General features: G+C 39.0%; 12 protein-coding genes. 9 read left to right on the top strand and 3 right to left on the bottom strand.

Annotated features, from left to right (window positions below; translation table 11 throughout):
* Nucleotides 1–138: 138 nt before the first annotated feature.
* Both AB986_RS03570 and AB986_RS03565 read right to left on the bottom strand, forming a co-directional pair.
* A complete protein-coding gene (locus AB986_RS03570) occupies nt 139–2,022 on the bottom strand; it encodes a vWA domain-containing protein (RefSeq protein WP_048309507.1) in 1,884 nt (627 codons plus the stop codon).
* Entirely contained in the window at nt 2,023–2,928 is a 906-nt protein-coding gene (locus AB986_RS03565) for an ATP-binding protein (protein ID WP_048309506.1), read from the bottom strand.
* Nucleotides 2,929–3,100: 172 nt separating this feature from the next.
* Between AB986_RS03565 and AB986_RS03560 the strand changes: the two genes are divergently transcribed.
* The 3 genes from AB986_RS03560 (at nt 3,101) to AB986_RS03550 (ending at nt 5,823) form a co-directional block, all read left to right on the top strand.
* On the top strand, nt 3,101–3,442 hold the full coding sequence (locus tag AB986_RS03560) for a YojF family protein (protein ID WP_048309505.1): 342 nt from the start codon (nt 3,101–3,103) through the stop codon (nt 3,440–3,442).
* Nucleotides 3,443–3,455: 13 nt separating this feature from the next.
* On the top strand, nt 3,456–4,121 hold the full coding sequence (bshB2, locus tag AB986_RS03555) for a bacillithiol biosynthesis deacetylase BshB2 (RefSeq protein ID WP_048309504.1): 666 nt from the start codon (nt 3,456–3,458) through the stop codon (nt 4,119–4,121).
* 82 nt (nt 4,122–4,203) lie between these two features.
* A complete protein-coding gene (locus tag AB986_RS03550) occupies nt 4,204–5,823 on the top strand; it encodes an ABC-F family ATP-binding cassette domain-containing protein (RefSeq protein WP_048309502.1) in 1,620 nt (539 codons plus the stop codon).
* A gap of 33 nt (nt 5,824–5,856) precedes the next feature.
* On the opposite strand, the gene AB986_RS03545 is transcribed toward AB986_RS03550, so the two are convergent.
* Complete coding sequence (locus tag AB986_RS03545; protein WP_048309501.1) at nt 5,857–7,212, bottom strand: MATE family efflux transporter; 1,356 nt, start codon at nt 7,210–7,212, stop codon at nt 5,857–5,859.
* Nucleotides 7,213–7,342: 130 nt separating this feature from the next.
* Here AB986_RS03545 and AB986_RS03540 point away from each other — a divergent pair, with 130 nt between their 5' ends.
* From AB986_RS03540 to preA, 6 genes are all read left to right on the top strand, one after another.
* A complete protein-coding gene (locus AB986_RS03540) occupies nt 7,343–7,747 on the top strand; it encodes a thiol-disulfide oxidoreductase DCC family protein (protein ID WP_048309500.1) in 405 nt (134 codons plus the stop codon).
* Between the two features lie 571 nt (nt 7,748–8,318).
* Entirely contained in the window at nt 8,319–9,158 is an 840-nt protein-coding gene (locus AB986_RS03535; RefSeq protein WP_048309499.1) for an alpha/beta fold hydrolase, read from the top strand.
* Nucleotides 9,158–10,393 (top strand): SpoIIE family protein phosphatase, encoded by a 1,236-nt coding sequence (locus AB986_RS03530; RefSeq protein WP_048309498.1) that lies wholly within the window; start codon nt 9,158–9,160, stop codon nt 10,391–10,393. The genes AB986_RS03535 and AB986_RS03530 overlap by 1 nt, the downstream gene beginning before the upstream one ends.
* A 226-nt stretch (nt 10,394–10,619) precedes the next feature.
* Nucleotides 10,620–11,510 carry a nitrilase-related carbon-nitrogen hydrolase gene (locus AB986_RS03525; protein WP_048309497.1) on the top strand — a complete coding sequence of 297 codons (891 nt, stop codon included), beginning with the start codon at nt 10,620–10,622 and terminating at the stop codon, nt 11,508–11,510.
* Nucleotides 11,511–11,566: 56 nt separating this feature from the next.
* Complete coding sequence (locus tag AB986_RS03520) at nt 11,567–12,928, top strand: NAD(P)-dependent oxidoreductase (protein ID WP_048309496.1); 1,362 nt, start codon at nt 11,567–11,569, stop codon at nt 12,926–12,928.
* 22 nt (nt 12,929–12,950) lie between these two features.
* Entirely contained in the window at nt 12,951–14,231 is a 1,281-nt protein-coding gene (preA, locus tag AB986_RS03515; RefSeq protein ID WP_048309495.1) for an NAD-dependent dihydropyrimidine dehydrogenase subunit PreA, read from the top strand.
* Nucleotides 14,232–14,241 lie beyond the last annotated feature (10 nt).

Below are 14,241 nucleotides of genomic sequence, written 5' to 3'. Positions count from 1 at the left end.
ACAGGCTTTCAGCAGAGCTGAAAGGCGAGTGAAACTGAGGTTTCACTCGAATGAGCCAAAAATCGAGAAATCAACAATATGAGCAAACATAGCCAAAGTAAAAGAAACCGCGTCAGGAAGGACGCGGTTTCTTAATGTTTATACAAATCGTAGTAGTAACCGCTTCAGTAGCGGTGTTAAGTAAGCAGGTATTTCGTTAGCAGACGGAATTACGAGACTTTGTGTACCATAAATGTTTCGCATCGTATTCTTTTCTTTTTCCTGAGGTTCTCCATTGGATAAGAACACGCCAATTACTTCATAGCCTTTTTTTCTCGTTTGTATGACAGCTTCATGTGTGTCCACGATGCCATTTTCACTGTAATCGTAAGCGGACGGTTCACCATCTGTAAACACTAGTAGTATTTTATGTTTCTCATTCCGTTCGGAAAGATCCTCAGCGGCTTTTCGTATCGCATAGCCATCTCGGTTATCTTCTTCGGGCTCAAGTTGCATAATCTTAGGACCCTCGTTCGGTTGCGTTGAACGATTGTAATTAATAACTTGGAACAAAGTGTTCGGTTGTTCTTGATCGTCTGCATCAAATGCATCTTCATAGAATCCTGTTATCGAATGCTTAATATCAAGTCCTTTTAATGTTTCATGAAAAAGAGTAATCCCTAGCCGTGTTTCTTCCATTTTGTCGTACATGGATGCTGAACAGTCCACTAGAAGAGAGAAAGTTACATCAAGCTTTGTACTTGGAGCATTTTTCTTATAGAACAGACGAGGATTTTCATCTGTTAACAGCCTGAGAAGCTTTCGGTTCAACCTTCCAAAATGCAGATCACTTCTTGGTGCGATTTGTTTCTGTTCAATTGTCTTCTGAATCGCGGTACGAAGAGATTTCTCCGCAAATTGAATCTCTGCTTTTGCAGTACGATAGGCGTCTTGATCTTGACCAGAAGGCTTTTCTGCATGACGTATGACTTCCCTAACGTTACGATTCGCTTCACCAAGTGGATCTTGAGCAGAAGCAACAGCTTTTGTATCTCGGCTCTCTAGAAGTGCTTCTTCATCGAATTGACTTCCTTCTGATTGCTTTGAAGCACCCTGTACACTAACGAAAGCCTGATCGCCAGATTCTTCTTTTCGTTCTCCTTCACCAATAAGATCAGACTTTGCACCTTCTTCTAAATCAAATTGAAGAAAATTAGATCCTTCTTGTTCTTGCTCTTCGTGCCAGGTGTTCATTTCTTCATCATACGTTTCCTTATCTTCTTTATCAGTTGCTTCCATCGTATCATCACTTTTTAACTCTCGTGCTTGTTCATCTTCTACAACTGCTGAAGAACTAGCGGCAGTTCCGTACATTGTTAAATATTCAGTCGTCATGTCGGCATGATCTGAACTAAGCTCATCGCAAAACGCCGTTGTTAGCACAGCGACGTCTTTCGTTGATTTGGCCTTACGTATCTCGGCAATTAAATGACGAAGGTAAGGCTTGTAGGTAGCGAGTTTGTCACCTAGAGCAACCGGCTTGCCAATCGCTTGAAGATAAATCGCACAAAAAAGAGAATCGATAACCTGATTTTGTCGATTGTGAACTTCTAACCGAGCTCGAAATCGTTTTTGAAATAGAGCGCTTCTCGTTTTAAATGCATCACTCATCCCAGGTCTCTTCATAATGCAAAGCGATTCAATTCGCATGTCTTCTACAAGAGTGAAAAGTTGTTTTCTAAAAGAGCGTAAAGGTTTATTTTGTAAAAATGAAAGGTAACGGTCAACGTCAGTAAAGTTAGTGAAGTGAACATTTCCAAGTGCACGTAAATAAATATCACTCTTCATTCCATCGAACTGTCTACCATCAAATATGTCATTCCAATAGTGGCTAACGGTTATTAGATTCTCAGCCGGTCTGAAATAGGAGTGAAAGGCAAATTGAACTTCGCTATCGCTGTTACTTAGTGTTTCAGCGAGATCAGATAAGCTCAAATGTAGAAAAGGATCCGTCTGATTCTCCGCAAAGTTAAGGAACTTCATTTATCCTTTCTCCTGAACGCGACCAAAAATCGTTTCTGCAATGTTCTCAACAGCTGCTTTTTCTCGTTCGTCTTCAAGCTTGTCTGTAATGGCACGCTTAATAGCACGTCTTGCTTCCATAAATGTTGTAAGATCACATGCATCAAGGAGAGAACGAGGGGATGCTGCTTCTTCTGAGATTTGACCGTCTCTTACCTTTGATTGAAGATCTGTTGATAGTGTAACGAATTGATCAAGTTGATTGGAATCGTTAAGCAGTGACTGCTCGCTTAGCATTTCTTTTAGGGCAGGGCCCTGTAAGTAAGGAACTTCAATAACGATAAATCGATTTTTAAGTGCCTCATTTAATGGAGCGGTTCCTATATACCCTTCATTAATTGCTGCAATAACACCAAAGTTTCCTTTTGCACGAACCGTTTCTCCAGTAAAAGGATTGAGAACCATGCGTCGATAATCAAGTACACCATTTAGTATAGGTAACGTTTCAGCCTTGGCTGTATTAATTTCATCAATATAAAGGAGTTCACCATTTTTCATAGCATTTTCAACAGGTCCTGGGATAAATGTAATGTGCGCGTTGTTTTGGTCATCATATGTGAGCGTTTTATACCCAAGTAGTGCTTCGGCGTCTAAATCTACCGAGCAGTTAATCGAATACATTGGTTGATTAAAGAAATAGCTAATAAGTTCAGCAAGCTTCGTTTTACCTGCACCAGTTGGCCCTTTTAATAGAACATTCTTACCTAGAATGAGCGATGTAACAGCATCTTTAACAATCGACATATCAGGTGCTGTATAGCCTTCCGAGCCAATTAAATAATGGTCAGGATTGTCATTTTCATCCCGTCGATCTTCAATTCTGTTCTGTATTTCTGATGGGATATCAAATGTTTCATATAGTTGCATAAGTAAGACCTCCGAGTTTCAATTAGTCGAGTCTGTTCAACAGTTAACTATAACGGAAAAAAACAATGCTTGTCTAATGAGGAGGTACGATAACGTCAATCATTTTACCCGACCAGATAGATAAGCTATACTAGTTCTAGCTAGATGGCCTAAGAAAGAAGGGGGCAATAGGATGAAACCTATTCTAATAGAAGAAGTACAAGACATTCTTGAAACGTTTGAGAACAAAGAGTTATATTTCCACCTTGAAACAACAAGTGGAGCATACGCAGCTCAAAACAAAGAGAAGCTTGCGGTTGGAGCATACATAAGAAATGGTTCACTTCAATTTACGAATGTAAAAATAGCAGGCTCTGGACCATTCCGTGTAGGGTTTAAACTTAAAGAGGGCTGGATGTATGCAGAAGGATTAACGGATTATCAATTGGACGATGGTCGACTGCTTATGGCCGGTCATGATGATAGCGGGCGTCTCGCTATTGCAGTTCAATTAAGTTATACGCCATTTGATTAAGGAGGAATGCTTGATGGAGAAACAAGTCCTAGTCATTTTCCCACATCCGGATGATGAGGCATTTGGAACGGCAGGGTTGATGACGAAATTTATTAACGAAGGCGTGCCCGTTACATACGCATGTGCAACGCTTGGTGAAATGGGACGTAATATGGGTAACCCATTTTTCGCTACACGTGAAACGCTACCCGAAGTGAGAAAGAAAGAATTAAAAGATGCCTGTCAGGCTATGGGAGTTAACGATCTTCGAATGCTTGGCTTTAGAGATAAAACACTTGAATTTGAAGATCCCGAGTTACTTGTATCCACGTTTAGTAAATTAGTGGATGAACTAAAGCCTTCACTAGTTATTACATTCTATCCAGGCTATGGTATTCACCCTGATCATGATGCATGTGGTGCAGCAGTAGTGGAAGCTATTAGAAGGTTGCCAGCATCTGATCGTCCAACACTATACACACTTCCTATCACACCTGATCGGGAATCCGTTCTTGGAAAACCTGATAAAGTATTTGATGTAACAGATGTGCTGGATACAAAAATAAAAACAATAGAGGCCCATCGCTCACAAACAGAAGCTATGGTTGCACGTCTTGACGATGGCTCTCTTGACCCGAATTCTGATATTATGACCTTCATCAAGCAAGAATCGTTCTGGATCTATCCGTTTGATGAATAAGTTCTAAGGCGTTCATATCTATTCGGCTCTATCCATGTTATAATTTTGACTATATTACGATAGATGGAGGAATACGACCTAAATGATTACAGTTACAGATGTCGGCTTACGATATGGTGATCGTAAGCTTTTTGAAGATGTTAATATTAAATTTACTCCTGGGAATTGTTATGGACTAATTGGCGCTAACGGTGCTGGTAAGTCAACATTTCTCAAAATTTTATCTGGTGAAGTTGAACCGCAAACAGGAGACGTTCACATGGGACCAGGTGAACGTCTAGCGGTGCTAAAGCAGAACCACTTTGAATATGAAGATTTTGAAGTGCTTAACACGGTTATTATGGGGCACACAAAACTTTATGAAGTGATGCAGGAGAAAAACGCGATTTATATGAAAGAGGATTTCTCTGACGAAGACGGTATGAAAGCTGCTGAACTTGAAGGCGAATTTGCTGATTTAAATGGTTGGGAAGCAGAATCTGATGCTGCAGTATTGCTTAAAGGACTTGGCATTTCTGAAGATCTTCACTACAAGAAACTTTCAGATTTAACTGGTTCAGAGAAAGTAAAAGTTCTACTTGCTCAGGCATTATTTGGTTCACCCGATATCCTTCTACTTGATGAGCCTACAAACAACCTTGATTTAAATGCAATTCAGTGGCTTGAAGAGTTTCTTATTAACTTTGAGAACACTGTCATTGTTGTATCCCATGACCGTCACTTTTTAAATAAAGTTTGTACGCACATGGCTGACCTTGACTACGGCAAAATTCAGGTATATGTAGGTAACTATGATTTCTGGTATGAGTCGAGCCAGCTTGCTCGTACAATGAAAGAAGATGCGAACAAGAAGAAGGAAGAGAAAGTTAAAGAACTTCAAGCGTTTATTCAACGATTTAGTGCAAACGCGTCTAAGTCGAAGCAAGCAACATCACGTAAAAAGTTACTTGATAAAATTACGCTTGATGATATTAGACCATCTTCAAGAAAATATCCTTATGTTGCCTTTACGCCAAACCGCGAAATCGGAAACGATGTACTTCACGTTGAAGGTCTAACGAAAACAATTGACGGTGTGAAAGTGCTTGATAATGTTAGCTTTATGCTTAATAAAGATGACAAAGTAGCACTTGTTGGTAAAAATGAGATTGCGAATACAACGTTATTAAAGATTTTGATGGGTGAAATGGAAGCTGATAGTGGCACGTTTAAATGGGGCGTTACAACGTCTCAAGCATACTTCCCTAAAGATAACTCTGAGTACTTTGAGGGTGTTGATACGAATCTTGTAAATTGGCTTCGTCAATATTCACCTGAAGATCAAAGTGAAAGCTTCCTTCGTGGCTTCCTTGGTAGAATGCTCTTCTCTGGTGAAGAAGTATTGAAGAAAGCAAGTGTTCTTTCCGGAGGCGAAAAAGTCCGCTGTATGCTATCTAAAATGATGTTGAGCGGTGCAAACGTGCTTGTTCTTGACGATCCAACTAACCACCTGGATCTGGAATCAATTACAGCGTTAAATAATGGACTAATGAATTTCAAAGGTGCTATGATCTTTACTTCTCATGACCATCAGTTCATTGATACGATCGCTAACAGAGTGATTGAAATCACTCCTAAAGGGATCATTGATAAAGAAACAACGTATGATGAATATCTTGAAAATACAGAGCTACAAGCGAAAGCGCAGGCAATGTATAACTAATACAATAAAAGCGGATCCCACTGGGATCCGCTTTTATTTGCTTACTAGCACTTTTGCTTTTTGAACATGGCGAAGTCTGATAAACAGGGTGACTGCTGCAACAAATAAGCCTGCACTAAGTCCTACCCAGTAGCCATAAGGTCCAAATGCTGTATACTTAGCTAGCAAAAAGCCTGACGGAAGTCCAATAATCCAATAAGAAATTAAACTCATTACAAGTGTTACATTAACGTCTTTGTAACCTCGTAACGCTCCTTGAATTGGAGCCGCGATGGCATCTGATAGTTGGAAGAAGATTGCATAAATAAGAAAGACTTTAATTAATTCAAACACAGTTTCATTAGTCGTGTACCAGAGAGCGACAGTATCATTAAAAATAAATAAGCAAAGTGCTGAGAGTAAGGCCATTCCTACAGCAAAGGCAATACCAAGGTAGCTGTACTGCTTTGCATCCTTTAATCTTCCACCACCAACCTCAAAACCAACGGCAATCGTTAAAGCCATCGATATACTGAGTGGAATCATGTATAGAAGAGATGCGAAATTAATTGCCGCTTGGTGAGCTGCGATTGTTTCGGTTGTGTACATACTCATTAAAAGCGTTACAGCTGCGAAGATACTCACTTCAAAGAAAATCGAAAAGCCAATTGGAACGCCAATTTTAAGCTGTTCTTTCCAGTTGGAAAGAGAAATTGGGTGTAACTTTTTAAAGATGGCGTAACCTTGGAATGGTCGGACTTTTAGAACGACAAATAATGAAATAAATAAGATAAACCAATACGTGATGGCGGAAGCATATCCTGCTCCAACACCACCAAGTTCAGGAAATCCAAATTTACCAAAAATCAAAGCATAGTTGAATAAAACGTTAATTGGAAGTGACATTAGTGTAATGAGCATTGTCGTTCTTGTTTCTCCAAGTGCATCGAAAAAGCTTCTAAGAACAGAGTAGATAAAGAGAGGAATGATTCCGAATGAAAGCCCTATTAAATACTCTTTTGCAATGCTCCTAACGCTATCATTTAGATCCATAAGTTGTAGAACTGGATTAATGATAAGACTTCCTGCAACTAAAATTAATAGTGATAGAACAATGGAAAGATAGATGCCCTGTAGGACTGAAAAGGACACTCGTTCTTGTTGCTTTGCGCCTATATAGTGAGAAACAATTGGCGTAATAGCTAGCAAGATCCCACTTAGCCCCGTGAAGACTGGAACCCAGAGACTTGAGCCAATTGCTACTCCTGCAAGATCATTTGCGCCAGCTCTCCCACTCATAATAGTATCAACAAAATTCATAGAATAAAGGCCAACTTGAGTAATTAAGATAGGGTATAAAATAATAAAAAGTAGTTTGATTTTTTCTCGCAATGATTGAGTAGGGTACATAAACAAACATCCTTGCTAAATAGTTTATTGAACGGAACAGGGAAATTATAGCACATCTAGCTTAATAAACATGAGATATATGATATACTCAGTATGTGAAATAGTGAGCATAAATAATGAGGTGAGCAGTATGAAGACGGATCAACAAACGAATATCATTTTATTTGATGGCGTATGCAATCTTTGTAATGGTCTCGTGAAGTTTATGTTTAAGTATGATAAGAAAGCAATATTTTCTTTCGCTTCTTTGCAGTCTGAAGTGGCTTCGAAATTGTTGAGTGAAGTAGGCATGGTAGATGTACCAGATAGTGTTATTGTCATTCAAGGTGGCAATGCTTTAGCCAAATCAGACGCTGCTCTATATATTGTGAAACAGCTTGGTGGGATCTTTAAGTTATTTCTTCTTTTTCGAATCTTTCCACGCAAGGTAAGGGACAATCTATATGATGCAATTGCAAAGAGACGATATAGCTGGTTTGGTAAACAGGAAGCGTGTATGATTCCGACGCGTGAACAGAGAAGTAGGTTTTTATAATTAGCTCTTTTCGAATACATTGTTGCTATAAGCGTGGGTTAATTTCCGCTTCAGGATGCTCGCTTTCCGCGGGTCGGGCGGTGAGCATCCTTCCGCTCCAATTAGCGAAGTGTGGCTTTTTATATACGAAAATCTTTCAAAGCAACAATCTTTTAGAAAAGAGCCTTATAAATAGTAAACAAAGCTTGCCATTTGGTGAGCTTTTTTTCGTAAATTACTTTAACTATTGTAGTCAGTTTTCCAACACTAGTGCCTTATATTTGCTTTTATGTATTCAATTAAAAAGGAAAAGTTCAAAGCGAGATGAATAATTACTTATAGTAAGAAAGTATTAAATAGTTAATAAAAAATTTAATTTATTATTTTTCTGAATAATTAGAAAAATATTATGCTTGCATGTTAAAATAAAACTATTATAGTGAGTTTAGTTTTATTAGTAGGCTCTTTTCTAATAGATTGTTGCTTTGAAACTATCTATTAGAAAATAACCACACTTGGTGACTGGAGCAACCTAGAGCGTATACGAAAAAAAGCCTAGTAAGACTAAAACATTGTGAGAGGAGCTTAAAGTATGGATAAAAGCATCCTGTTACGTAATAATGTTAACGTAAAAGGGAAAGGCACAACTTCCCTAATCTTTGCTCCAGGTCTTGGTTGTGACCAAAACGTCTGGAATGCAGTAGCAAAGACGTTTGAAGAAGATTTTAAAGTGGTTTTATTTGATTATGTAGGATCAGGTAATTCTAATATTAGTGCTTATGACGAAGAACGATACAGTTCACTAAAAGGGTATTCTCAAGATGTGCTAGATATATGTGCAAGTCTTAATATTAGGGATGCCATTTTTGTGGGTCACTCTGTTGGAAGTACAATTGGAATGTTGGCATCAATGGAACACCCAGAGTACTTTTCGAATCTTATCATGGTTGGACCTTCTCCATGTTATATGAACGTACCTCCTAACTACTTTGGAGGATTTGAGAGAGAAGAAATTCTTGGTTTGATCGATTTGATGGAGAAGAACTATATTGGTTGGGCTAATGTATTTGCCTCAACAGCAATGGGGAATGAAGAACGACCAGAACTATCTAAGGAACTCGAAGACCGTTTTTGCTCGACAGATCCGATCATTGCTCTTCAATTCGCTAAAGCTACTTTTTTTGCAGATACGAGGGGTGACCTTCATAAAGTAACTGTTCCTTCCCTTATCTTACAGTGTGCAGAAGATATTATTGCTCCAAGTGCAGTAGGTGAATATCTTCATCAACATCTTCCTTCTAGTACGTATAAGCAGATGAAGGCAACAGGGCATTGCCCACATATGAGTTATCCTAACGAGACTGCGCAGTTAATCAGAGAGTATTTGAATGAATCGATAGAAGATACAGTTCAAATCGGTGATTTAAGGTAATGGAAAATCTATTAAATCATGCACCTTGCGGATTTCTAACACTATCAGAAGATGGAACGATACTAGCGATTAACCAAACATTGCTTACTGTACTTGAGTATGACACAGACGTATTAATTGGTAAGAATATAAATCATATTCTTACAGTTCCAGCTCGTATTTTTTATCAGTTATACTTTATACCGTTAATAAAAGCAGATAAACCTGTGGAGGAGATGTACATCTCTTTACAAACGGCAAATGGTGAAGATATACCTGTCCTAATTAATGCAATCCAGAGAAAAAACAGTTTAGTAATCGATTGTGTTCTCGTTCAAATGCACAAACGAAACGAATATGAGAATGAATTACTCATTGCGAAGAAAAAGGCAGAAACTGCGCTCTCTGAAAAACGCCAAGCAAATAAAGAACTCGAAGTAGCTCTTCATAAACTAGAAATGAAACAAAAAGAATTAATTGAGTTAAACAAGGAAAATCAGAAATTCAAATTAGAAACTCAAATGGAACTGCACTTAGCAAAAAATATCCAAGAAACCTCACTTACAAAACCTATTTTCACAGAAGGGTTACAAATAGAAGCCTTTTATCAAGCATCTAGTGAACTATCTGGTGACATGTATGGGTTTTATCATATTAATCCAAATCAATATGGCATTATTATTCTTGATGTTATGGGACATGGCATTTCTTCAGCATTAATTACGATGTCGCTTCAATCCTTGTTTCAACGGTTAATTTTAAATGGGTTTAGAGCCGATATTATCTTTAAAGAGTTAGATAACCATCTGTATAGGTTATTCCAAGAAAACGATGAAACATGGCACTATTGCACAGCTATTTATCTTTTTATCGATACTGATCAAAGAACAATTGAGTACATAAACGCTGGACATCCTCCTGGGTTATGGCAGAATTCAACTGGAGAACAATTGGAATTAACCTCTACAAGCCCTCCAATAGGCTCTTTTCCTGGACTTACGTTTAAGCGGAGATCGCTAACATACAATAAAGGTGGAAGAATACTTCTTTACACAGATGGAGTAGTCGATCCATATGATTCTCATCTTCTTACTTCCTTGTTAGAGAATAACCAAGGCATAACGCTTACTGAGCTTAAACAGAAGCTTGTTCAATTAATGAAAGACGAGGAGAATGGTTATCACAACAATGATGATCAATGTTTTATTTTAATTGATTTAAAAGGGGTAGAAGAGCAGAACTTTTGTGTTAAATAAGAGATGAATTAATTGCTTATTCCTATGAGAGAGTTAAGGAAGTACCTACTAAAGGTGCTTCCTTTTTTGATTACGAAGAATCTATTCGAACGTTTGGAAACGACATAATGAATAATATTTTTTAAAACTATTTTACATTTTGTATAGTGCGAGACTTAAGACAATCTTCTACACTTTTATTAGAAAGAAAATTCAGTTAATTACATGTGGTGAAGGAGGTTTACATATGGCCGATTCAGTTACAATCGGATTGATCCAAGCAAGTAATGATGTAGAAGGTAATGAGTCAGTTGATGTTCATAAAGAAAAAGCGATTGAGAAGCATATTAAACTTGTTCAAGTGGCAAGTGAAAAAGGAGCACAGATTATTTGTCTTCAAGAAATTTTCTATGGACCTTATTTCTGTGCAGAACAAAATAAGAAGTGGTATGACGCAGCAGAGGAAATTCCAGAAGGTCCTACCACGGTTCGGTTTCAAGCGCTCGCGCGTGAGCTTGGTGTTGTTATTGTTCTCCCTATTTATGAGAGAGAAGGTATTTCAACATATTACAACACAGCAGCCGTAATTGATGCGGATGGTTCCTATCTTGGAAAATATAGAAAGCAGCATATCCCACACGTAGCAGTAGGAGATAATGGTCACGGGTTTTGGGAGAAGTATTATTTCAAACCCGGAAACTTGGGTTATCCAGTCTTTGATACAGCATTTGCAAAAGTCGGTGTGTACATTTGTTACGATCGACACTTTCCAGAGGGAGCAAGGCTTCTAGGGTTGAATGGAGCTGAAATTGTGTTTAACCCTTCTGCTACAGTGGCAGGGCTTTCTGAGTATTTGTGGAAGCTAGAGCAACCTGCGCACGCTGTTGCAAATGGTTATTATCTTGGCGCAATAAATCGTGTTGGAACAGAAGGTCCATGGAACATGGGTGAATTTTACGGCCAATCCTATCTTGTTGATCCTCGAGGGAATTTTGTTGCAACAGGGTCTCGTGACCAGGATGAAGTAATCATTGGAGAAGTGAACAAAAAAATGATACGGGAAGTTAGAGATACGTGGCAGTTCTATCGTGATCGACGTCCTGAAACATACGGTGAAATGACGTCACTATTACCTTAAAGATCAAAGCAGGTGTAACACACCTGCTTTTTATATTAAATATAGGGGGGACGTACATGAGTTCGCTAGAATCATCCATTCAAAAAGAGCTACAGAAAAACTTTACAGAAGTTATCCCATCTCTAACAAATCAAGAAGCCTTCCAAGAATCTCAACGCTGTTTGTATTGTTACGATGCTCCATGTATTACAGCATGTCCAACCGGTATTGATATCCCTACTTTTATTAAGAAAATCGCATCTGGAAATATGAAAGGTTCAGCCAAAACCATCATGACGGCAAATCCTGTAGGGGCTAGTTGTTCGAGGGTTTGTCCTACAGAAGAGCTATGTGAGGGCGCGTGTGTATTAAACCATACAACCAAGCCAATTTTAATTGGGAATCTTCAGCGGTATGCAACAGACTGGGCAATTAAAAACGATCAAGTATTGTTTAAACAAGGTCAACCAAATGGAAAAAAGGTAGCAATCGTTGGTGGGGGACCAGCAGGTTTATCTGCTGCTCGTGAACTGGCTCTCCTCGGATATGACGTTACGATTTACGAAGCAGAATCTGAGGCAGGTGGCCTTGATACGTATGGAATAGTATCTTTCCGTTTGCCGAAATCCGTCTCTCTTTGGGAAGTGGAACAAGTTCAGAATCTTGGTGTGACGATTAAAACAGGTGTCAAAGTTGGTGAAGACATTCCATTTGATGAAATATACTCAATGCATGATCGCGTCATCCTAGCTATAGGAATGGCAAGCGTACCGAACTTAAACATTCCTGGTGAACAATCAAGTGGAGTGTATGATGCAATTGAACTTGTGAAGAAGACAAAAGCAGCTCCATTTCCAACTGAATTAAAAGACAAGAAAGTTGTCGTTGTAGGTGCGGGTAACACTGCAATTGATGGAGCCACATGTTCTGTTCGTCTTGGAGCTGAAAATGTGAAAATACTTTATCGTAGAAGCGAACAGGAAATGACCGCCTACGATTTTGAATATGAGTTTGCAAAGCAAGACGGGGTAGAATTCAGATGGTTAACTCAGCCTATCGAAATTCTCACAAATAAAGAAGGAAAGGTGGAAGGTATTAAGTGTATTAGAATGCAGTTGTTAAAAGCTGCTCAAGGTGAAAGGAGAAGAACTGTACCAGTTCCTGACTCAGAATTTATTATTGAATGTGATGCAGTAATTAAAGCGATTGGTCAAAAAAGACACCTTCATTTTATCGAGGAACTGGGGCTTGCTCATAAAGAAGGAGTCATTCTCATTAATAATGAAACGATGGAAACGTCAAATCCAAAAGTATACGCCTGTGGAGACGTTATTTTTGGTAAAGGACAGGGAGAAGCAATGGTCGTGTCTGCAGCGCAACAAGGGAAAACAGCAGCTTATCATATGCATGAAAGTTTAAAAGAATCGTATACAGCATAATGAGAACGAAAGGGGAATGACGATGGCAGATTTGAGAACCAATCTTGCGGGCATCACATCACCAAATCCGTTTTGGCTAGCATCAGCACCTCCTACAAATTCTGGGTACCAGGTGCAACGAGCATTTGAAGCAGGGTGGGGTGGAGCTGTTTGGAAGACACTTGGTGATCCCATTCTTAATGTTTCATCTAGGTATGCAGCTGTTCACTTTAACGGTCAACGAGTCGCAGGCTTTAACAATATTGAACTCATTACAGATCGTCCTCTTGAGGTGAATTTAAAAGAAATCTACGAAACAAAAAAAAGATTTCCCAATCATGCTGTTGTCGCTTCTTTAATGGTAGAACCAAACCAGGGCGCATGGCATGAAATTGTGAAAAAGACGGAAGCAGCGGGCGTTGATGGGCTTGAGTTGAATTTCGGTTGTCCACACGGAATGGCGGAAAGAGGCATGGGATCAGCTTCAGGTCAGGTACCTGAACTCGTTATGAAACAAACGAATTGGGCAAAGGAAGCGGCTGAAACACCTGTAATTGTAAAGCTAACTCCAAACATTACGGACATTACCGCTACTGCAGAAGCTGCAGTTCAGGGCGGAGCGGATGCTGTTAGCATGATTAATACGATTAATAGTCTTGCAGGTGTTGACATTGACACGTGGTTACCAATTCCACATGTAGGTGGTAAAGGTGCCCATGGAGGTTATTGTGGACCAGCCGTTAAACCGATTGCTCTTAACATGGTTAGTGAATGTGCTAGAAATAGCCGAATCAATGTTCCAATTTCTGGGATGGGTGGCGTTTCAAACTGGCAGAATGCAATAGAGTTTATGCTGATGGGTGCGAGTAATGTTCAAATTTGTACAGCTGCCATGCACCATGGCTTTCGTATTGTGGAAGATCTTATTGATGGTCTATCAACCTACCTTGATGATCGCGGTATCCTCTCAGTACAAGATATTATCGGGAAATCAGTCCCTACATTTTCGGATTGGGGTAACCTTGATTTGAATTACAAGGTAGTTGCGCGAATTAACAATGATGTTTGTATTAATTGCAATAAATGTCATATCGCATGTGAAGATACATCACATCAATGCATTGATATGTTAAATGATCCTTCTGGCAATGCAATTCTTCAAGTTCGAGAAGAAGATTGTGTAGGGTGTAATTTATGCTCGATTGTATGCCCGGTTGACGGAGCGATCGATATGATCCAACTTAATCATGAACATCCACCAATGACTTGGAATGAAAGGCAAACGCTTATTGGCTCGCTGAAAGATAAGAAAGTATCCAAATAAGTAGGAGGAT

This window comes from Guptibacillus hwajinpoensis, assembly GCF_001039475.1.
In the GTDB taxonomy this organism is placed as follows: Bacteria; Bacillota; Bacilli; order Bacillales; family Guptibacillaceae; genus Guptibacillus; species Guptibacillus hwajinpoensis.
Note: the sequence above shows the minus strand (reverse complement) of the source record. Positions and strands in the feature narration are given on the sequence as shown.

Coding starts and splice junctions, on each gene's coding strand:
- AB986_RS03570 (WP_048309507.1), bottom strand. CDS start 2,022: ATGAAGTTCCTTAACTTTGCGGAGAATCAGACGGATCCTTTTCTACAT.
- AB986_RS03565 (WP_048309506.1), bottom strand. CDS start 2,928: ATGCAACTATATGAAACATTTGATATCCCATCAGAAATACAGAACAGA.
- AB986_RS03560 (WP_048309505.1), top strand. CDS start 3,101: ATGAAACCTATTCTAATAGAAGAAGTACAAGACATTCTTGAAACGTTT.
- bshB2 (WP_048309504.1), top strand. CDS start 3,456: ATGGAGAAACAAGTCCTAGTCATTTTCCCACATCCGGATGATGAGGCA.
- AB986_RS03550 (WP_048309502.1), top strand. CDS start 4,204: ATGATTACAGTTACAGATGTCGGCTTACGATATGGTGATCGTAAGCTT.
- AB986_RS03545 (WP_048309501.1), bottom strand. CDS start 7,212: ATGTACCCTACTCAATCATTGCGAGAAAAAATCAAACTACTTTTTATT.
- AB986_RS03540 (WP_048309500.1), top strand. CDS start 7,343: ATGAAGACGGATCAACAAACGAATATCATTTTATTTGATGGCGTATGC.
- AB986_RS03535 (WP_048309499.1), top strand. CDS start 8,319: ATGGATAAAAGCATCCTGTTACGTAATAATGTTAACGTAAAAGGGAAA.
- AB986_RS03530 (WP_048309498.1), top strand. CDS start 9,158: ATGGAAAATCTATTAAATCATGCACCTTGCGGATTTCTAACACTATCA.
- AB986_RS03525 (WP_048309497.1), top strand. CDS start 10,620: ATGGCCGATTCAGTTACAATCGGATTGATCCAAGCAAGTAATGATGTA.
- AB986_RS03520 (WP_048309496.1), top strand. CDS start 11,567: ATGAGTTCGCTAGAATCATCCATTCAAAAAGAGCTACAGAAAAACTTT.
- preA (WP_048309495.1), top strand. CDS start 12,951: ATGGCAGATTTGAGAACCAATCTTGCGGGCATCACATCACCAAATCCG.